Source organism: Achromobacter sp. B7 (assembly GCF_003600685.1).
Taxonomy (GTDB): Bacteria; Pseudomonadota; Gammaproteobacteria; order Burkholderiales; family Burkholderiaceae_B; genus Achromobacter; species Achromobacter spanius_B.
This window is the reverse complement of sequence record NZ_CP032084.1, coordinates 5,638,497-5,655,673: the sequence shown is the minus strand read 5'-3', so window position 1 is coordinate 5,655,673 and position 17,177 is coordinate 5,638,497. Positions and strand designations below refer to the sequence as shown.

17 protein-coding genes are annotated in these 17,177 nt (G+C 64.7%); 5 read left to right on the top strand and 12 right to left on the bottom strand.

The features are described 5' to 3' along the window. Positions 1-13: 13 nt before the first annotated feature. The 6 genes from DVB37_RS25525 to DVB37_RS25500 all read right to left on the bottom strand — a co-directional run bounded on the left by DVB37_RS25525 (position 14) and on the right by DVB37_RS25500 (position 5,905). Positions 14-802 carry an SDR family NAD(P)-dependent oxidoreductase gene (locus DVB37_RS25525; RefSeq protein WP_046803276.1) on the bottom strand — a complete coding sequence of 263 codons (789 nt, stop codon included), beginning with the start codon at positions 800-802 and terminating at the stop codon, positions 14-16. Positions 803-838: 36 nt separating this feature from the next. After that, complete coding sequence (locus tag DVB37_RS25520) at positions 839-1,570, bottom strand: ABC transporter ATP-binding protein (protein WP_104141699.1); 732 nt, start codon at positions 1,568-1,570, stop codon at positions 839-841. Further along, positions 1,567-2,319 carry an ABC transporter ATP-binding protein gene (locus DVB37_RS25515; RefSeq protein WP_046803278.1) on the bottom strand — a complete coding sequence of 251 codons (753 nt, stop codon included), beginning with the start codon at positions 2,317-2,319 and terminating at the stop codon, positions 1,567-1,569. The genes DVB37_RS25520 and DVB37_RS25515 overlap by 4 nt, the downstream gene beginning before the upstream one ends. Further along, complete coding sequence (locus tag DVB37_RS25510; RefSeq protein ID WP_104141700.1) at positions 2,316-3,584, bottom strand: branched-chain amino acid ABC transporter permease; 1,269 nt, start codon at positions 3,582-3,584, stop codon at positions 2,316-2,318. Before DVB37_RS25510 ends, DVB37_RS25515 begins: the two co-directional genes overlap by 4 nt. Further along, positions 3,581-4,522 carry a branched-chain amino acid ABC transporter permease gene (locus DVB37_RS25505; protein WP_104141702.1) on the bottom strand — a complete coding sequence of 314 codons (942 nt, stop codon included), beginning with the start codon at positions 4,520-4,522 and terminating at the stop codon, positions 3,581-3,583. The genes DVB37_RS25510 and DVB37_RS25505 overlap by 4 nt, the downstream gene beginning before the upstream one ends. 147 nt (positions 4,523-4,669) lie before the next feature. Beyond that, a complete protein-coding gene (locus tag DVB37_RS25500) occupies positions 4,670-5,905 on the bottom strand; it encodes a branched-chain amino acid ABC transporter substrate-binding protein (RefSeq protein WP_120157124.1) in 1,236 nt (411 codons plus the stop codon). A gap of 407 nt (positions 5,906-6,312) precedes the next feature. Between DVB37_RS25500 and DVB37_RS25495 the strand changes: the two genes are divergently transcribed. Both DVB37_RS25495 and DVB37_RS25490 read left to right on the top strand, forming a co-directional pair. Beyond that, the gene (locus DVB37_RS25495; RefSeq protein ID WP_046803282.1) at positions 6,313-7,050 is read left to right on the top strand and encodes an SDR family NAD(P)-dependent oxidoreductase; all 738 of its coding nucleotides are present in this window, start codon (positions 6,313-6,315) and stop codon (positions 7,048-7,050) included. A gap of 37 nt (positions 7,051-7,087) precedes the next feature. After that, entirely contained in the window at positions 7,088-7,834 is a 747-nt protein-coding gene (locus tag DVB37_RS25490) for a FadR/GntR family transcriptional regulator (protein WP_046803355.1), read from the top strand. Positions 7,835-7,900: 66 nt separating this feature from the next. Here DVB37_RS25490 and DVB37_RS25485 read toward each other — a convergent pair whose 3' ends face one another. The 6 genes from DVB37_RS25485 to DVB37_RS25460 all read right to left on the bottom strand — a co-directional run bounded on the left by DVB37_RS25485 (position 7,901) and on the right by DVB37_RS25460 (position 13,369). Further along, positions 7,901-9,238: an NAD(P)H-dependent oxidoreductase gene (locus DVB37_RS25485; RefSeq protein WP_120157123.1), complete on the bottom strand. Its 1,338-nt coding sequence runs from the start codon at positions 9,236-9,238 to the stop codon at positions 7,901-7,903. Positions 9,239-9,319: 81 nt separating this feature from the next. Continuing rightward, positions 9,320-9,880 carry a 5'-3'-deoxyribonucleotidase gene (locus DVB37_RS25480; protein WP_120157122.1) on the bottom strand — a complete coding sequence of 187 codons (561 nt, stop codon included), beginning with the start codon at positions 9,878-9,880 and terminating at the stop codon, positions 9,320-9,322. 44 nt (positions 9,881-9,924) lie between these two features. Next, positions 9,925-10,479, bottom strand: a complete 555-nt coding sequence (gene thpR, locus DVB37_RS25475; RefSeq protein ID WP_120157121.1) for an RNA 2',3'-cyclic phosphodiesterase — start codon at positions 10,477-10,479, stop codon at positions 9,925-9,927. A gap of 107 nt (positions 10,480-10,586) precedes the next feature. Then, positions 10,587-11,366 carry a chemoreceptor glutamine deamidase CheD gene (cheD, locus tag DVB37_RS25470; protein WP_120157120.1) on the bottom strand — a complete coding sequence of 260 codons (780 nt, stop codon included), beginning with the start codon at positions 11,364-11,366 and terminating at the stop codon, positions 10,587-10,589. A 339-nt stretch (positions 11,367-11,705) separates the two neighbouring features. Continuing rightward, positions 11,706-12,614: an ABC transporter permease gene (locus DVB37_RS25465; protein ID WP_046803287.1), complete on the bottom strand. Its 909-nt coding sequence runs from the start codon at positions 12,612-12,614 to the stop codon at positions 11,706-11,708. Further along, positions 12,611-13,369 (bottom strand): cell division ATP-binding protein FtsE, encoded by a 759-nt coding sequence (locus DVB37_RS25460; RefSeq protein ID WP_120157119.1) that lies wholly within the window; start codon positions 13,367-13,369, stop codon positions 12,611-12,613. The genes DVB37_RS25465 and DVB37_RS25460 overlap by 4 nt, the downstream gene beginning before the upstream one ends. Positions 13,370-13,694: 325 nt before the next feature. Here DVB37_RS25460 and DVB37_RS25455 point away from each other — a divergent pair, with 325 nt between their 5' ends. The 3 genes from DVB37_RS25455 (at position 13,695) to DVB37_RS25445 (ending at position 17,134) form a co-directional block, all read left to right on the top strand. Further along, a complete protein-coding gene (locus DVB37_RS25455) occupies positions 13,695-14,711 on the top strand; it encodes an amino acid ABC transporter substrate-binding protein (protein ID WP_046803289.1) in 1,017 nt (338 codons plus the stop codon). A 130-nt stretch (positions 14,712-14,841) separates the two neighbouring features. Then, positions 14,842-16,032 carry an amino acid ABC transporter permease gene (locus DVB37_RS25450; RefSeq protein ID WP_046803356.1) on the top strand — a complete coding sequence of 397 codons (1,191 nt, stop codon included), beginning with the start codon at positions 14,842-14,844 and terminating at the stop codon, positions 16,030-16,032. 1 nt (position 16,033) lies between these two features. Continuing rightward, entirely contained in the window at positions 16,034-17,134 is a 1,101-nt protein-coding gene (locus tag DVB37_RS25445) for an amino acid ABC transporter permease (RefSeq protein WP_046803290.1), read from the top strand. Positions 17,135-17,177: the final 43 nt, after the last annotated feature.

The window sequence follows — 17,177 nt, the reverse complement described above, 5'->3', positions numbered from 1 at the left end:
AGCGTCGGTGCGGTTAGAGGTAGCTGTAGCGGCTCCAGCCGCCGTCGGCCACCAGGGTGTGTCCGGTGATATAGGCGGCCTGGCGTGAAGCCAGAAAGACCGCCAGGTCGGCCATTTCGGCCGGCTGCGCCATGCGGCGCAGCGGGGTGCGCTGCTTCAGGCGTTCGGGGTCCAGGCGGCCACGCGCGGCCAGGTCGCGCACCAGATCGGTCTCGACGTAGCCGGGGGCCAGCGCGTTCACGCGTACGCCCATCGGACCCCATTCCACGGCCAGCGTTTCGGTCAGCAGCACCACCGCGCCCTTCGTGGCGCAATACGCTGCGCGGTCGGGCGCCGCCACCACGCCGTACATCGATGCCAGGTTGATGATGCTGCCCGCGCCCGCCGGCACCATGCGGCGGCCGGCGGCCTGCGCGCACAGGAACACGCCGGTCAGGTTGATGTCCACGGCGCGGCGCCATTCGTCCACGGTGACTTCCAGCGTGGGCTTGTTGGCCGAGATGCCGGCGTTGTTGACCAGCACGTCAACGCCGCCCCAGGCCTGTTCGACCTGCGCAAACGCGCGCTCGACGGCGTCGGCGTCGGTGACGGACGCCTGCACGGCCATGGCCTGGCCGCCGGCCGAGGTCAGTTCGGCCACGGCGGCCGCCAGCGCGGCGGCGTCCATGTCCAGCAAGGCCACGCGCGCGCCCTGGCGCACGAACGCGTGGGCGGTGGCCAGGCCAATGCCCTTGGCGCCGCCGGTGATGACGACGCGTTGGCCGCGCAGGTCGCTATGGATGACTTCTGTGGTGTGGTCCAAGGTAGATGCCTGTAAAGGTTGTGCGTTGCGGCGGGGTCAGACCGCCAGCCATTCCTGGACCACGTCCTGGCGCTCATGCAGCTGCGCGGGCGGTCCTTCGAACACGATGCGGCCGTGGCCCATGACGCTGACGCGCGTCGATACCTTCAGCGCGATCGTCAGCTTCTGCTCCACCAGCACCACCGACACGCCGCGCTTGTGGATATCGCGGATGACGTCGGCGATCACTTCCACGATCTTCGGCGCCAGCCCTTCGGTGGGTTCGTCGATCAGCATGACCTTGGGGTTGCCCAGCAGCGAACGGCACATCGTCAGCATCTGCTGTTCACCGCCCGACAGGTTGCCGGCCTTTGTGTTGCTGCGTTCCTTCAGGCGCGGGAAGTAGTCGAACATCTGCGCCACTGTCCAATGGGGCGCGTCGTCGCGCTTGGGCTGTTCGCCCATGCGCAGGTTTTCGTCCACGGTCAGGTTGGCGAAGACCTCGCGTTCCTCGGGCACGAAGCCCACGCCGGCGCGCGCGATTTCAAAGGGACGTTTGTTGGTAATGTCGCGCCCTTCAATGGCGATGTGCCCGCCGGTTACGTCCACCAGGCCCATGATGCTTTTCATGGTGGTGGAGCGGCCGGCGCCGTTGCGCCCCAGCAGGCTGACGACTTCGCCGTGCCCGATGGATAGATCGATGCCGTGCAGGATGTGGCTCTTGCCGTAATGGGCATGCACGCCGTGCAGGCTGAGCAGGGGCGTTTGTAGTGAGGCTTGCGTCGTCATACCGTTTCCTCTCCCAGATACGCTTCGCGCACACGGGCGTCGCCACGGATGTCGGCGGGCGTACCGGTGGCAAGAATTTCGCCGTACACCAGCACGCTGATGCGATCGGCCAGCGAGAACACCACCTGCATGTCGTGCTCGACGATCAGCAAGGTGCAGTCGCGCGTGACGTCCTTGATCAGCTCCACCGTGTAATCGACTTCGTGTTGCGACATGCCGGCCATGGGCTCGTCCAGCAGAATGACCTTCGGGCGCGAAGCCAGCGTCATGCCGATTTCCAGCGAGCGCTGCTCGGAATAGTTCAGGTCGCCCGCGGCCGTTTGCTGCTTGGCCGTCAGCCGCACTTTTTCCAGCAGGCGGTCCACGTCTTCATTGACAGCGCGGTGCCGCGCAATGGGACGCCAGAAGTTGTAGACCAGCCCATGCATGCGCAACACCGCCAGGCGCAGGTTTTCGCGCACGGACAGGCGCGGAAACACGTTGGTGATCTGGAACGAGCGGGCCAGGCCCAGGCGGTTGATGGCTTCGGGGGACAAGCCGCCGATGGCGCGCGAACGCAGGTTGATGTCACCCGAGGTGGGCGCGAACGAACCCGACATCAGGTGAAACAGGGTCGACTTGCCCGCGCCGTTGGGGCCGATGACCGCATGGCGCTCGCCGGCTTCAATGGCCAGGTTCACGCCGCGAATGATCTGCGCTTGGCCAAAGGACTTGCGCACGTCGGTCAGGGTCAGGATGGAATGGCTCATTTTGCGGGCTCCAGCACGGGGGCGGCATCGCCGTCGTCGCGCCACAGGGCCAGCGCCCAGCGACACGCCAAGAGGCCCGTGGCGAACAAGGCCAAGGGCACCAGCCAGGTAGACAACGCCAGCGGCGCCCAGTCGTGACCGAACAGCGCAATGGGGGGCCAGCCCGCATCCGGGTTCATGGCCAGAAGCGCGCGGTAGTCGCGCGCGAACATGCGTTGCAGCAGCTCTACCAGGAAGACGGTGGCGGCGGTCAGCAGCAGGCCGGCAGCCACGGACACGACGGCGCGCGGCAGCCAGTTGGCCAGGCCCCGTTCGCGCAGCGACTTGGCGGCGCGCTGCACCAGGCCCACCAGGCCGTCCGGCACGAACAGCATCACCAGCACGAACAGAATGCCCTGGTACAGCAACCAGGAACGGGTAATGTCGGCCAGCGTCTGCGACAGGAATGTCAGTGTCGCCGCGCCCAGCACCGGACCCAGGAACGCGTTGACGCCGCCGATGTAGGCGAACAGCACCGCGTCGGTCGACAGCTTGACCTCGAACAGCACGTAGTTACCCGCTTCGATGTTCAACGCCTGCAAGCCGCCCGCGATGCCGGCGAACATGGCCGACAACGCAAACACCATCGTCTTGAGCGCATGCGGGCGATAGCCCAGATAGCGCAGCCGGTTGGCGTTTTCGCGCAGGCCCAGCGTCAGCCGGCCCAAGGGCGTGCGGGTCAGGCCATACAGCGCGGCCAGCGATATCAGCACCCAGGCCAGCACCAGGAAATAGACCTCGATGTCGGACCCGAAGGTAAAACCCCAGGCCGGCATGCGCATGGCGGACACGCCCGCTTCGCCACCGAACACGCCTTTCAAATGCGGCGCCAGCGCGTGCAGCAGTTCAGCCAGCGCCAACGTGATCATGGAAAAGTAGACGCCGGAACGCATGGTGGCGAACCAGCCCGCGACCAGGCCGAACAGCAGGCCGGCCACGCCGCCCACCAGCGGCATCAATGGCGTGGGCAACAAGCCCGCGCCGCCCAGCGCGTTCATGGCGTGAATGGTGGCAAAGGTGCCCACGCCAAAGTACGCGGCGTGGCCGAAGGACAGCATGCCGCCCTGGCCAGCCAGCAGGTTGAAGGCGCAGGCGAACAGCGCGGCGATCAACATCTGCACCGCCGCCACCAACTGGCCGGGCGGCAGCAGCCACGGCAAGGCGCACAACGCCGCCACGCAAACGATCAGCAGCAGCGCGCCGGATGCAATACGGGTCTGGCTCATGCCTGTTCTCCTTTCAGGCCCGACGGCTTGACCAGCAGCACCACCAGCATCAGCAGGAAGGGCAGGGTGGCGGCCAGGCTGGAAATCTTCACGGTCATCAAGCCGCCTACGCTTTCGGCCCATTCGCCCGCGCCGAACAGGCCGAACAGGGACGCCAGGCTGGCGTCGATACCCACCGAGAACGAACTGATCAGGCCGATCAGCAGCGAGGCGATCATGGCGCCTTCCAGCGACCCCAGGCCGCCTACGACGACCACCACGAACACCAGCACGCCCAGCTCAAGCGCCATGTTCGGGTTGGTGGTGTAGAACGCGCCGGCCACCGCGCCCGCCAGCCCGGCCATCGCCGCGCCCACGCCGAACACGCTCATGAAAACCAGCGGCACGTTGTGGCCCAGCGCTTCGGCCATGCGCGGCCGATAGATGGCCGAGCGCACCACAATGCCCACGCGAGTGCGCGACAGCAGCAGGTAGATGACGGCAAACATCGCCAGCGACACGCCGCCCATCAGCAGGCGATAGAAGGGGTAGTCCGCATCGAACACGCGAAAGGCCGCGAAGTTCAGGAAGGCCGGCACGCGGTAATCAACCGGAAAGTCGCCGTAGAACAGCTTGATGAGCTCGGCCACGATGAACGCCAGGCCAAAAGTCACCAGCAGTTCCTGCGCGTGGCCGAACTTGTGCACGCGGCGCAGGAAAAAGCGTTCGACGCCCATGCCCAGCACGCCCGAGATGATCGTGGCCAGCACCAACGCCGTCCAGAAACCCGTGACGGGCGTCAGCGTGTAGGCGGCGTATGCGCCAATCATGTAGAACGAGGCGTGTGCAAAATTCAACACGCCCATCATTCCAAAAATCAGTGTCAGGCCCGCCGACACCATGAATAGCAGCAGGCCGTAAATCACGCCGTTCAACAGCGAGACGGTAAAGTATTCCATGTCCGCTCCATAAATCTTTCGCGCTCAAGCCCGTGGCTTGCGCGATCCATTACGCACCTTGTTTTTCCGGCCCGCGCCGGCGTGCGCTTTTTTGTCAGGCGACGAACAAGGCGGGCGCGCAGGTTGCGCGCCGCCTTGCTTGGCGTCTTATTGCGGACGCTGCATCTTGCAGGTGGCCTGCACCGGGGCGGACACGTCCGCCGCCGCCAGCACCTTCACCGGCTCAAAGCCCATGTCGGTGCCGTCGGCCTTGTACTTGGCGTTCTTGCTGACCTTGGACACCACCATCGGCAGCTGCACCTGGTGGTCTTCGGCGCGCATCGTGTAGGTGCCCAGCGCAGACGTGTAGGTGACCTTTTCCAGCGCCAGCGCCAGGTCCGGCACGGACAGCTTGCCGTCCTTGGGCTTGACCTGCTTTAGCGCTTCACCCAGGAAGCGCACGCCGATGACGGTCTGCGGTTCGGTGTAGCTGGGGTAGTGGCCTGTCTTGGACTTGTAGTCCTCGGCGAACTTGGCGCCTTCGTCGCCGGCGGCTTCGATGTTGTACGGGTGCGCGATGTAGTGGCCCAGGGCCACGTCGCCGGCGTTGGCCAGGTTACCCACCTGGTCCAGGAACACGGTGGCAAAGCGCACTTTCAGGCCGGCGGATTGCGTGGCCTTCATCAGCAACAGCAGGTCGTTGGACCAGTTGCCGGTGATGACGGTGTCGGGCGTGGCCGAACGGATGCGCGCCACGTAGGGCGCGAAGTCCTGGATCTTGTTGACTTCGTGCAGCGTCTTGCCCACCACTTCATAGCCGTACTGCTTGGCAAAGCGCTCGGTGGCGCCTTCCATGTCCTGGCCCCAGGAATAGTTCTGGTTGATGGCGTACACGCGCTTGCCCAGCGTGCCGTCGGCCGACATCACCGACGCCAGCGACTTCACGCGCAAATCGGCGTTGGTGGTGAAGCGGAAGTGATAGAAGTGGCACTTCTGGCCGGTCAATTCCAGCGCTTCGCCGCCCATGTTCAGAAAGACGACTTCCTTGCCCGGGTTGCGCAGGTTGTGCTTGCGCACGTCTTCGGTCAGCTGGCCCGAAATGGCGGACGACGAGCCCTGCACCAACACCTGCACGCCTTCGGCGGCGGCGGCGCGGAAACGGTCGGACGCGCCCACGGGGCCGCCCTGGTTATCGAACTCGACCAATTCCAGCGGCTGGCCGTTCCAGCCGCCGGCGGCGTTGATGCGGTCCAGCTCATATTTGACCGCGGCGCGGAACATCAGGCCGGTCGAGGCCTGCGGGCCGGACAGCGTCTCGATCAGGCCGACCTTGACGGGTGCGGCGTGCGCCGATGCGGCGATGCCGGCCAGGCACAGCAGGCCGGTAGTGAAAGCCAATTTCATGCGTGTCTCCTCCGTGGAACGGGAGTGGTGTGTGCGTACGTAAAGATGCGTGCGACCGCCCTAGCAAGCGCGCTTGGTGGCGCCTATTCCATGGCCGTGAACGAGCAAATCGGGGAAGGGGATATCGCAAGATGGGGACGGACACCGTCGTGCTGCCGGGGGTGTCCGCCCTGTTGTCTCCGTCCTGTTTTTGCGGCGCTTCGGCCTTTGTTTTTTCTGACTGGCTTGCCTGAAAACGCGACTTGATTTACGCTTTCCGGATAAGTTGTCAGGTAACTTTATTAAGTTGTCTGATAAATAATAGGGCAAGCGTTTTTCTCGTGTCAAGCGGCGGATTGAGGAGTTCAATCACAGTGCCGGGGCGGCCGAGACACCAGGCGCGCCCACTTACACACGCTGGAGACAGGATGATTTCATTTGAAGGGCAGGTGGCCGCGATCACGGGCGCGGGCAATGGCATCGGCTTGGCAACGGCGCGCCTGATGGCCGCCCACGGCGCCCGGCTGGTGCTGACGGATATCGACGGCGCGCGGTTGGAAGAGATCGCGGCCGAACTGGACCCGACGGGCCAGCGCGTCTACACACATGCGCTGGACGTGTCGGTGTCGCATGAATGCGAGCGCGTGTTCGAGGCGGCGGCCAAGCATTTTGGCGGGCTGGACCATCTGGTGCATTGCGCCGGCATCTATCCCGAACAACTGGTCAAGGACACCAGCGACGAGGCGTGGCGCACACTGATGCGCGTGAATCTGGACGGCACGTTCTACGTATGCCGCGCCGCCCAGCGCCACCTGCGCCACAACGGGTCGATCGTGCTGCTGACCTCGTTGGCGGCGCAGCGCGGCAGCTACGCGCACGCGGCCTATTCCGCGTCCAAGGGCGCGGTGCAAAGCTTCACGCGCAGCCTGGCGCTGGAACTGGCGCCGCAGATCCGCGTGAACGCGGTGGCTCCGGGCATCATCGCCACGTCCATGACGCACGACCTGATCGGCCAGAAAGGCACGCATCTGCTGGAAAGCACGCCGCTGCGCCGCTTCGGCACCGCCGAGGAAATCGCCGGATCCATCGCATTCCTGTGTTCCCCGCTGGCCGGTTTCGTGACGGGCGAAGTCATGCAGGTCAACGGCGGCATCTACATCGCTTAAAGTGAAGGACGCCGCCATCACCTTTTCCCGATTTCCCATGTCGACGAATCACGATCAGGACACGCCGCGCAATCCGCCCAAGAGCTCGCTTTCCGCGGCCTTGGGCGATGCGTTGGCCGAACAGATACGCCAGGGCGTGCTAGCCCCCGGCGACCGCCTGCCCACCGAAAAGCAGCTGACCGAAACCTATTCGGTCAGCCGAGCGGTGGTGCGCGAGGCCTTGGCGCGCTTGAAATCCGAAGGCTTGATCACGTCGCAGCAGGGCAGCGGCGTGTTCGTGGACCCCAACTTCCAGCGCAACGCGTTTCGCATTGCCGCGCCCACGCCCGGCGACACCGAAGACCTGGAACACATCCTGGAATTGATGTTGTCCATCGAGGTCACCGCCGCGCGCTACGCGGCGCAGCGGCGCACCGATCAAGACCTGAAGAAGATGCGCCAGGCGCTGGTCGGCATGGAATACGCGCTGATCAACGACAAGCTGGGCGACGAAGAGGACTACCAGTTTCACCAGGCCATCGTGCAGGCCACGCACAACCCGCATCTGGTGTCGCTGAATGATTATCTGGAAGCGAATGTGCGGCGCGTGATCCGCAGCGCGCGCAACAACACGGCGCGCCGTTATGCCGAACGGATGGCCGCCGTGCAAAGCGAGCACCAGGCCATTTTCGTGGCCATCGAAGGCTCGGACCCCGACGCTGCCGGCCGCGCCGCCGAACAGCATCTGCGCAACGCGGCGGACCGGCTTCGCTTGTTCCAGGCCGAGCGCCCGGCGCCGGTGTAAGCGGCGCGGCGGTGACGCGCAACGGCGCTGGCTTCGCCCGTGTCGGGCCACCCTTTTCGGCCGCCGCTACGCGAAGGTCTGCTCCATTTCGCGCCGGAACTGCACCGCCGTCGAGCGCTCGTCATATTCCACGTCGCGCCAGCGAATCGCCTGCGACTGCCGCACCGGATGCTTGAGCTTGACCTGATGCGACAAGCCCAGCGGCAGATAGCCTTCTTCGACTGAATCGCGCGCCGGCATCAGCCGGCCGTACACCGTGTAGCCACCCTCGCCATCCAGGATCTGGCCGGCCTGCAAGTCGCGCTTGGCAGTGGCCACGACGTCGCCGTGCCAGCCGGCGGGCGCGCCGGTGGGTTCGCGCCGCAAGCCCACGCTGGCCACGCTGATGCCAAGCTCAAGGCCGATCAGGTGATACGGCTTGTACATGGCGGTGTAGTTGCCGCTGGGGTCGGTGACCAGCCCGTATTCCTGGAAGCAGCGGCGCACGTAGTCGCTGTCGGCTGCCAGCGTCACGTACACGCCCCAGCGCAGGTCGCGAAACACCGGGCGGCCGTCGCGTTCCAGCGATGAAATGACTTCCACCTGACCCCGGTGATGCAGGATGCCGCCGTCCTCGCGCGGGCGCAGCACACGCGCCAGATCGTCCACGCCGCAAGGCGGAAAGTGCAGGCCGGACGGTGACGGCAAGAGCCCCGTGGCGTTGGACACCGCCGCCATCTCGATGGCGCTTTTGGTGCCGTCCAGAAAGCTGTTGAACATCTGCGCGTTGAAGTCGCCGGCGGCCACCATTTCGGCGGTGAAGCCGTAGTACGGCCAGACGGTGTCGGGTGTCGAGGTGTGGAATTCCGGCAGGTACTTGGTGCCTTTGCCCGCCGCCATGACTTCAAAGCCGGCGGCGCGCGCCCAGTCCACCATCTCGCAGATCAGCGCGGGCTGGTCGCCATAGGCCAGCGAATAGACGATGCCCGCCTCGCGCGCGCGGCGCGCCAGCAGCGGGCCGGCCAGGGCGTCGGCTTCGACGTTGACCATGATGATGTGCTTGCCGTATTCGCAGCAGGCCAGCACGTGGGTGATGCCGGCGGCGGCCTGCCCGGTGGCGTCGATGACGATGTCGACGTCGGGGCTGGCAATGACGGCCAGCGGGTCGTCGCTGAAGAAGACCTTGCCGTTTTTCAGGGCGTCATTGGTGCTGGCGGCATTGAGCGCGGTGGCCGGCCAACCTACCCGTGTCAGTGCCGCGCGGGCGCGATCGGGCGCCAGATCCGCCACCGCCACCAGTCGCATGCCCGGCGTGCGAGGGGCCTGGCTCATGAACATGGCGCCGAACTTTCCGGCGCCCAGCAATGCAACACGCAACGGCTTGTGATCGGCTTCTCGCTGCTTGAGCAGACGGTACAGATTCATGGTGCGGGCTCCTCCGGGGTGGGGGTACAGCCAACACAGAATAGTCCTAAATCATGACGGCTGAACAGCAGCCGCCCGGACTCATTCGTCCGCCGTATAGAGCTCGCCCGCCAGCACGTTGCGCCAGTTTTTCCAGGTAACGCGAGGGCGGTCGGTGACCTGGCGGTTATAGGGCGCGTCAAACAGAATGTGCTTCCAGCGCGGCTTAACGGCGCCTTCGATATGCGGCTTGTCGTCGATCAGCAGGTCGCCGTGCACCAGCGTCTTGTCCTTGGTCAGGATCAGCCGGGCGGTGGCGTCGCGCCCCAGGTTCTTTTCGACCCACAAGTACTTTTCGGCCACGCAGTTTTCAAACTGCGACAGCGGCGACGTGCAGATGCGCACGTCCATGCCCAAGGCCAGCAGTTCCTGCACGGCCTCCAGGGCGCCGGGCACGGGCGGCAAGTTGCGGATGAAGCCGGGCGCCGTATAGATGGCTTCGGCCATGCCGCGAAGTTCGGGCAGATAGTCCTCGCGGATGTGGAAGGACTTGCGGTCTTCGAATTCAATGGGGGCGATATCGGGATGGCGCACGCGCCAGGCGTCGATGAACGCATGTTCGAAATCGGCCAGCACGCCGTCTTGGTCCAGCAGGATGATCATGGCGATCCCAGGGGTTGCAACCCAGCGATTGTGCCAGAGCGCGGCTATGCGTCCAGCGGCCGGGATTGGGCAACGATCCGGTAGCGGCTGCCGCCCGACAGAGACTCCGAAGCCACCAGCACCAGGCGGTCATAGCGCCAGATCAGCGGTGTTCGGGCGCCGTCAGCGGCGTCGGCGGGCAGGCGCGGAGGCGGCTCCGCGTGTTCGATGTTGCGCAGCAGCGTGACGTGGGGGCGAAAGGGTTGGGGTGGCTTGGCAAGACCGTAGCCCGCCAACCGTTGCCACAGATCATCGTGCACCGCTTGCAGCGCGGGCGGCGTGTCACGCGGCCCCGCCCACAGAATGCGCGGGCGCTGAAAGACGTCCAGGTGGTCCAGCGGCACCTCGCCCGGCGCGATGCCATAGCCGGGCGTGGCGGCGGCCAGCGTGTCGGCCAATTGCGCCTCGACCGGCCCCAGAAACGCCAGGGTCAGATGCAGCGTCTCGGTGCGCATGACGCGGCCGCCGCAGGCGGGGCGGGCGGCTTGCGCCCACTGGGCCAGCGATGCTGCCAGTTGCGGTGACGGCCACAGGGCGTAGAAAAGGCGGACGGTGGACATGCGCCGATTGTAGGCGCGCCGTCTGCGGTTCGTCGTCCGCAGTTCGTTCCGTGCAGTTCGCTCCGCGCCGTTCCCGGCGCGCTTTCGGACGCGCGTCGGGCGATGGATCAGCTGCCGGTGTTTTCCGACTTGCGCAGGCGCGACAGCGCGGTGTCGAAGCGTTCGACGCCAGGGCGTGCCGGGCGATCAAAACGCTCCACGCCGGGTCGCGTCGGCTTGTCGAATCGTTCCACCCCCGGTCGGGCGGGCGCATCGAAGCGCTCGACGCCAGGGCGGGTGAAGCGTTCCACGCGTTGCGGGGTCTGCGTCTTGGCTTGCACGCTTTGAGCGGCGGCCTGTTCACGCTTGGCGATGATTTCTTCGGCGCGCTGGTGGTGCGGCGCCATCTTGCGCACCATCACGCGGCCATCGCGGGGAAAGTAATTGATGCGGCGCGCGTGCACGTCGCCCAGATCCTTGCCCTTGACCGGAATGCCTTCCATCTTCAGATAGTTCAAGACGAAGATGGCGTTGCGTTCGCCGATGTTCATTTGCTGCATGGCGCTAAGCACCGCGCCGCCGCCGAACACCTTGGCTTCCAGGCGGTCGCGCACGGCGCCGGCCTTGAGCAATTCGTTGATCAGCACTTCCATGGCGAACGCGCCGTAGCGCATCGTCGCCGAGGCGGGCGACTGCATGTCGCCTTCCGGCAACATGAAGTGGTTCATGCCGCCCACGCCGGTAACCGGATCGTGAATACAGGCGGCAACACACGACCCGAGTACGGTCGAAATCATCAGGTCTTCGTCGGTGACGTAGTACTCGTTGGGGAGTACCTTCACCGCCTGACACTGGAACGCGCTATCGAAATAGTGGCGCGTTGCACGGGCTTCAAGACGGGAGACCATGGGACTTATCAGGCAAGAACGGCGATTGGGACACGAAGGACGGTGCTCGGCAAAACGTTGAATGTTTCAAAAAGTATAGAAAAATTTCGCTTTATTCTTACATATCCCGCGAGACAACGGGGGAAATGCTTGTAACGGCGGCGAACGATACGTCCCTGATTCATAACGCGCTTTGCCTCCATGGCGGCGACCCGCCACGACGCGTATGACGCCGCGGCGCGGGCGGGCGTCAGCAACGACGCCCGGAAATCATCGTACACAGGCGCGCGCGCGGTCTTTCCCCGGATCACGGGGACGTTCCGGCTTTATACGTAGCTTTAGAGATTGGGCAGGGCGGTTTTAGAACCGGGTGCTGCGCGTAACCGACCAACGCGCCGACAAGGCGCCCAGTGCGGCCGATGCCACCACGGCAGCCACCAGCACCGGCGTGCCGGGCAGGTGCAGCGCGAACTCGGCGCCGTAGCTGCGGGCCAGCCCCAGCAGCGCCTCGTTCAAGGGCGACAGCGCGATGGCCGATACGCCGATCGCCAGCAGCGACGCCACGGCGCCGGACAGTGCGCCCAGGTACAGGAACGGGCGACGCACGAAGGATTCCGTGGCCCCAACCAGCCGGGCGACGGCGATTTCCTCGCGTTGCGACAGCGCTTGCATGCGCACGGTGTTGAACACCGTGGCCAGCACCACCACGGCCACGCAGGCCGCCAAAAAGCCCAGCCCGATACGGGCAAAGCGCAGAATGGCCTCCAGGCGCTGCACCCAGGCGCTATCAAGCTGCACCAGGTCAACGTGGTTCCATTGCTTCCAGTCGGCGGCCAGTTTGTCGGCGCGTCCGGCCAGGTTGTCGCCGTCGGCCAGCGTGACGACCACGGCGTCCGGCAGCGGGTTGCCGGGCAGGACGGCCAGCGCCTGCTGCCACGCCGGGTTGGCGCGCAGGTCGGCAAGGGCGGCGTCGCGCCCCACCACGCGCACCGCGCGCACGTCGGCCTGGTAGTCGTCCTTGATGCGCTTGGCCACATCGGCGGCCGCGCCGGCGGGGGCGTCCACGCGCATGAACACGGTGACTTCGGGCGTGACGGACATTTCGCGCGCCACCGGTTGCACGGACACCAGAATGGCGCTGCCCAGCAAGGGCAAAGCCAGCGCCAGCGCCATCACCAGCAGGTTGGCCAAGGACGAAAAAGGTTGTTTGGCCAGACGTCGCACGGTGACCATCAACGCATAGCGGTGTTGCCGCAGCCAGGCGTTCATGCCGGTTCTCCCGGAAAGCCCATGCCCGGTTCGGCGCGGCTGCCGGTGCGCGGCGTGGCCCCGGTGGGTTGCCCGGCGTCGGGCGGTTGCGACGGGCCGTGCGAATCGGCGAACTTGCCCGGGTCAATGCGCAGCGTGCGCGTGGCGTAGCGCGCCATCAGTTCCTGGTCGTGCGAAGCGATCAGCGTCGTGACGCCCACGCGGTTGAAATCGCGAAACACGTTCATGATGCGCTGCGCGTTGTCATGGTCAAGGTTGGCGGTGGGTTCGTCGGCGATCAGGATGGCGGGCCGGTTCACGATGGCCCGCGCAATCGCCAGGCGCTGCTGTTCACCGCCGGACAATTCAATGGGGTTCAGGTCTTCTTTACCCGACAGGCCCACCTTGTCCAGCGCGGCGCGGGCGCGCGCGGCGGCCGAATCCCAGGGGTGACCCTGCACCGCCAGCGGCAGCATCACGTTTTCGAACGCGCTGCGATCGAACAACAGGTGCGTGTCCTGCAAGATGACGCCCACGGCGCGGCGCAGGTAAGGGCGCGCACGGGCAGGCAGCTTGTCCAGCCGTTGCCCGTTGACCTGGATGGACCCGCGGCTGGCGGGCTCCAACCCGCCGATCAACTTGAGCAGCGTGGATTTACCGGCGCCTGACGGCCCGGATACGAAAACGAATTCTCCCGCGCTAACGCGGAAGTTGATGTCGGCCAGGATATTTCGGCCGCGACCATATGATTTGAATACGTGCTGGAATTCGATCATGGCGGCTGTCGGATGAAGCCGCAATAGTAACTCGGGGACAGGATCGGGGCGTAAGCCGATTCGTGCCCGGGCTGTGAAAAAGCGTTTCGGTGTGACCGGATGGACACGTTTTGAGCAGAACGAAACAAACGCATCTCCGGACCCTGTGCAATCGAAAAAAGGCGTCCCCGTTTTCGAACGAAAACGCCGATTGATTTCGCCAGTGTCCCTAAATTTCAAGGGAATTCCCGGATGTGCCGGCCGCTGCGTGGACGCTACCATCCGCCCCATGCGTCGGCCCAACCCGGTCGATGCAAGGCTCGATTTGTCCCACACGGAGATCACGATGAAAGTACTGAAACTCGCTGCAATTGGCGCTGCACTGTTTGCCGCATCCTCGGCTGCCAATGCGGGCGCGACCTTCGATAACGTTAAAAAGAAAGGGTTTGTCCAATGCGGGGTTTCAACGGGCATTCCGGGTTTCTCGATTGCTGACAGCAAGGGCGAATACAAGGGCATCGACGTGGACATGTGCCGCGCCATCGCCTCGACCATGTTCGGCGACGCCACCAAGGTCAAGTTCACGCCCCTGAACACGCAGCAACGCTTCACCGCGCTGCAATCGGGCGAAGTCGACGTGCTGACCCGCAACACCACCGTGACGCTGACCCGCGACACGACGCTGGGCCTGATCGGCGTGGGCGTGAACTACTACGACTCGCAAGGCGTCATGGTCTCCAAGGACCTGAACGTCAAGAGCGCCAAGGAACTGAACGGCGCCACCATCTGCGTGCAGCCGGGCACGACCACCGAACTGAACCTGGCTGACTGGTTCCGCGGTCAGAAAATCGAATTCAAGCCGGTCGTGATCGACAAGTACGACGAAATCATCCGCGCCTTCTCGGCCGGCCGCTGCGACGCCTTCACGACCGACAAGTCGCAACTGGCTTCGACGCGCACCACGCTCGAGAACCCGGACAAGTACGTCATCCTGCCGGAAGACTTCTCCAAGGAGCCGCTGGGCCCCATGGTCCGCCAGGGCGACGAGCAATGGTTCAACGTCGTGCGCTGGTCGCTGAACGCCATGCTGGAAGCCGAGGAATACGGCATCACCAAGGCCAACGTCGATGAAATGACCAAGAGCCCCAACCCCAACATCCAGCGCATCCTGGGCGTGACCCCGGGCATGGGCAAGAACCTGGGCGTGGACGACAAGTGGGCCTACAACATCATCAAGAACGTGGGCAACTACGGTGAGAGCTTCGAAAACACGCTGGGCAAGAACAGCGCGATGAAGCTGGAGCGTGGTTTGAACGCGTCGTACAAGCAAGGCGGTTTGATGTACGGCTGGCCGGTGCGCTAACACACGGCTGCCCGGCAAAACGGAGCCTTAGCGCTCCGTTTTGCCTAGCCCGCCACCGAGCGGGCGGCAGGAGTGGGGGGCGTGGCCTTGCCGGCGTTGCCACCCGGTGTACGACTTCTGTAGATTCATCATGACGACTTCCAATAGAAACGCCCCAATTTCGGCTCCTCGCCGGCGGCTGAACTGGAATGATCCCGGAGTGCGCTCCGTGGTCTACCAGGTGCTTGCGCTGGCCGCGGTAGCCTGGGCCGTGTGGTTCCTGGTTTCCAACACGCTGCATAACCTGTCCGTGCGCAACATCGCCACGGGCTTCGGTTTTCTAAGCCGTGAAGCCGGGTTTGCGATCGGTGAAACCGCCATCGCCTACACCCCCGCCAATGATTACGGCCGCGCCATCCTGGTCGGCCTGCTCAACACGCTACGCGTTGCCGTCATCGGCATCGTGCTGGCCACCATCCTCGGTACCCTGATCGGTATCGGCCGCTTGTCCAAGAACTGGCTCGTCGCCAAGATCACCTCGGTTTACGTCGAAGTGATGCGCAACGTGCCGCTCTTGCTGCAACTGTTCTTCTGGTACGCGCTGATCACGGAAAACATGCCGGGTCCGCGCCAGGCGCACAACCCGCTTCCCGGCGTGTTCATCTCCAACCGGGGCCTGAAAGTGCCCGGCCTGGAAGGCAACTCGCTGGACTGGATGCTGGCGGGCCTGGGCCTTGCCATCGTCGCGATCATCTTTCTTGGCCACTACGGCAAGAAGCGCCACGAAGCCACCGGCCACATGTTCCCGCTGGGCCGCTGGGCCATCGGTCTGCTCATCGGCCTGCCGTTCATCGGCTGGCTGGTCAGCGGCGCGTCGTTGACGCTGGACATGCCGGCGTTGAAGGGCTTTAACTTCTCGGGTGGCTTGACGCTGTCGCCGGAATTCGCCGCGTTGCTGGCGGGCCTGGTGATCTACACGTCGGCGTTCATTGCCGAAGTGGTGCGCTCGGGCATCCAGGCCGTCAACAACGGCCAATGGGAAGCCGCCGGTTCGCTGGGTTTGCCACGCGCCAAGGTGCTGCGCCTGGTCATCCTGCCGCAGGCGCTGCGCGTGATCATCCCGCCGATGACCAGCCAGTACCTGAACCTGACCAAGAACAGCTCGCTGGCGGTCGCCATCGGCTACCCCGACATCGTGTCGGTCGTGAACACCACGCTGAACCAGACGGGCCAGGCCATCGAGGGCATCCTCATCATCATGGGCGCGTACCTGACGGTCAGCCTGTCGATCTCGATATTCATGAACTGGTACAACAAGCGCATCGCGCTGGTGGAGCGTTGAGATGAGCAGCACTACGCATACCCCCACCGAAGCCATGCCGCCGCCCAGCACCCACGTGGGCGCGTGGCCCTGGCTAAGATCCCGTCTGTTCTCGTCGCCGCTGAACATCCTGATCACGGTACTGCTGGCGTGGTTCCTGTTGATGTCGGTGCCGGCGCTGCTGGAATGGGCGTTCTTCAAGGCCGACTTCAACGCCGCCAACGCCCAGGAATGCCGCGCTTCCGGTGGCGCCTGCTGGGCGTTCATCATCGAGAAGCACCGGCTGATCCTGTTCGGCACGTACCCGTTCGACGAGCAATGGCGTCCGCTGATCGCCACCATCATCCTGGTGGCGGTCATTGTTTGCAGCGGCATCCGTCGTTTCTGGAACTGGAAGCTGGCGGTCATCTGGGTCGTCGGCCTGACCGCCGTGGCGCTGTTGATGTGGGGCGGCGTGTTCGGCCTGACCTACGTCGAGAACGCCCGCTGGGGCGGCCTGCCGCTGACGCTGATCCTGTCCACGTTCGGCATCGCCTTTGCGTTCCCCATCGGCGTGCTGCTGGCCCTGGGCCGGCGCTCGAAGATGCCCGCCATCAAGGCGCTGTGCGTTGTGTACATCGAGCTGATTCGTGGCGTGCCGCTGATCAGCCTGCTGTTCATGTCGTCGGTGATGCTGCCCTTGTTCCTGCCGGAAGGCTTTTCGATCGACAAGCTACTGCGCGCGCAGATCGCCATCATCATGTTCGCCGCGGCCTACATCGCGGAAACGGTGCGTGGCGGCTTGCAGGCGATCCCGAAAGGGCAGTACGAAGGCGCCGATTCGCTGGGCCTGAACTACTGGCAGCAGATGCGCAAGATCATCTTGCCGCAAGCGCTGAAGATCGTGATTCCGCCGCTGGTCAGCATTTTCATTGCGCTGTTCAAAGACACGTCGCTGGTCGTCATCATCGGTATCTTCGATTTGACGCTGGCAGCCAAGGCGGCTTTGTCAGATGCGGCATGGCGCGGATTCGGCGTAGAGGCCTACCTGTTCATCTCGGCGATCTACTTCGTGTTCTGCTTTTCCATGTCCAAGTACAGTCAGGCGCTTGAAAAACGTCTTGCGACTGATCACAAACGCTAGCCCCTGGCGCGCGCCCGCCTGCCGGTGGGCGCGCACAGCGATA

Coding starts and splice junctions, on each gene's coding strand:
- thpR (WP_120157121.1), bottom strand. CDS start 10,479: ATGTCCACCGTCCGCCTTTTCTACGCCCTGTGGCCGTCACCGCAACTG.
- DVB37_RS25465 (WP_046803287.1), bottom strand. CDS start 12,614: ATGAACGCCTGGCTGCGGCAACACCGCTATGCGTTGATGGTCACCGTG.
- DVB37_RS25510 (WP_104141700.1), bottom strand. CDS start 3,584: ATGAGCCAGACCCGTATTGCATCCGGCGCGCTGCTGCTGATCGTTTGC.
- DVB37_RS25520 (WP_104141699.1), bottom strand. CDS start 1,570: ATGACGACGCAAGCCTCACTACAAACGCCCCTGCTCAGCCTGCACGGC.
- DVB37_RS25450 (WP_046803356.1), top strand. CDS start 14,842: ATGACGACTTCCAATAGAAACGCCCCAATTTCGGCTCCTCGCCGGCGG.
- DVB37_RS25445 (WP_046803290.1), top strand. CDS start 16,034: ATGAGCAGCACTACGCATACCCCCACCGAAGCCATGCCGCCGCCCAGC.
- DVB37_RS25500 (WP_120157124.1), bottom strand. CDS start 5,905: ATGAAATTGGCTTTCACTACCGGCCTGCTGTGCCTGGCCGGCATCGCC.
- cheD (WP_120157120.1), bottom strand. CDS start 11,366: ATGGTCTCCCGTCTTGAAGCCCGTGCAACGCGCCACTATTTCGATAGC.
- DVB37_RS25495 (WP_046803282.1), top strand. CDS start 6,313: ATGATTTCATTTGAAGGGCAGGTGGCCGCGATCACGGGCGCGGGCAAT.
- DVB37_RS25490 (WP_046803355.1), top strand. CDS start 7,088: ATGTCGACGAATCACGATCAGGACACGCCGCGCAATCCGCCCAAGAGC.
- DVB37_RS25505 (WP_104141702.1), bottom strand. CDS start 4,522: ATGGAATACTTTACCGTCTCGCTGTTGAACGGCGTGATTTACGGCCTG.
- DVB37_RS25480 (WP_120157122.1), bottom strand. CDS start 9,880: ATGATCATCCTGCTGGACCAAGACGGCGTGCTGGCCGATTTCGAACAT.
- DVB37_RS25460 (WP_120157119.1), bottom strand. CDS start 13,369: ATGATCGAATTCCAGCACGTATTCAAATCATATGGTCGCGGCCGAAAT.
- DVB37_RS25515 (WP_046803278.1), bottom strand. CDS start 2,319: ATGAGCCATTCCATCCTGACCCTGACCGACGTGCGCAAGTCCTTTGGC.
- DVB37_RS25455 (WP_046803289.1), top strand. CDS start 13,695: ATGAAAGTACTGAAACTCGCTGCAATTGGCGCTGCACTGTTTGCCGCA.
- DVB37_RS25485 (WP_120157123.1), bottom strand. CDS start 9,238: ATGAATCTGTACCGTCTGCTCAAGCAGCGAGAAGCCGATCACAAGCCG.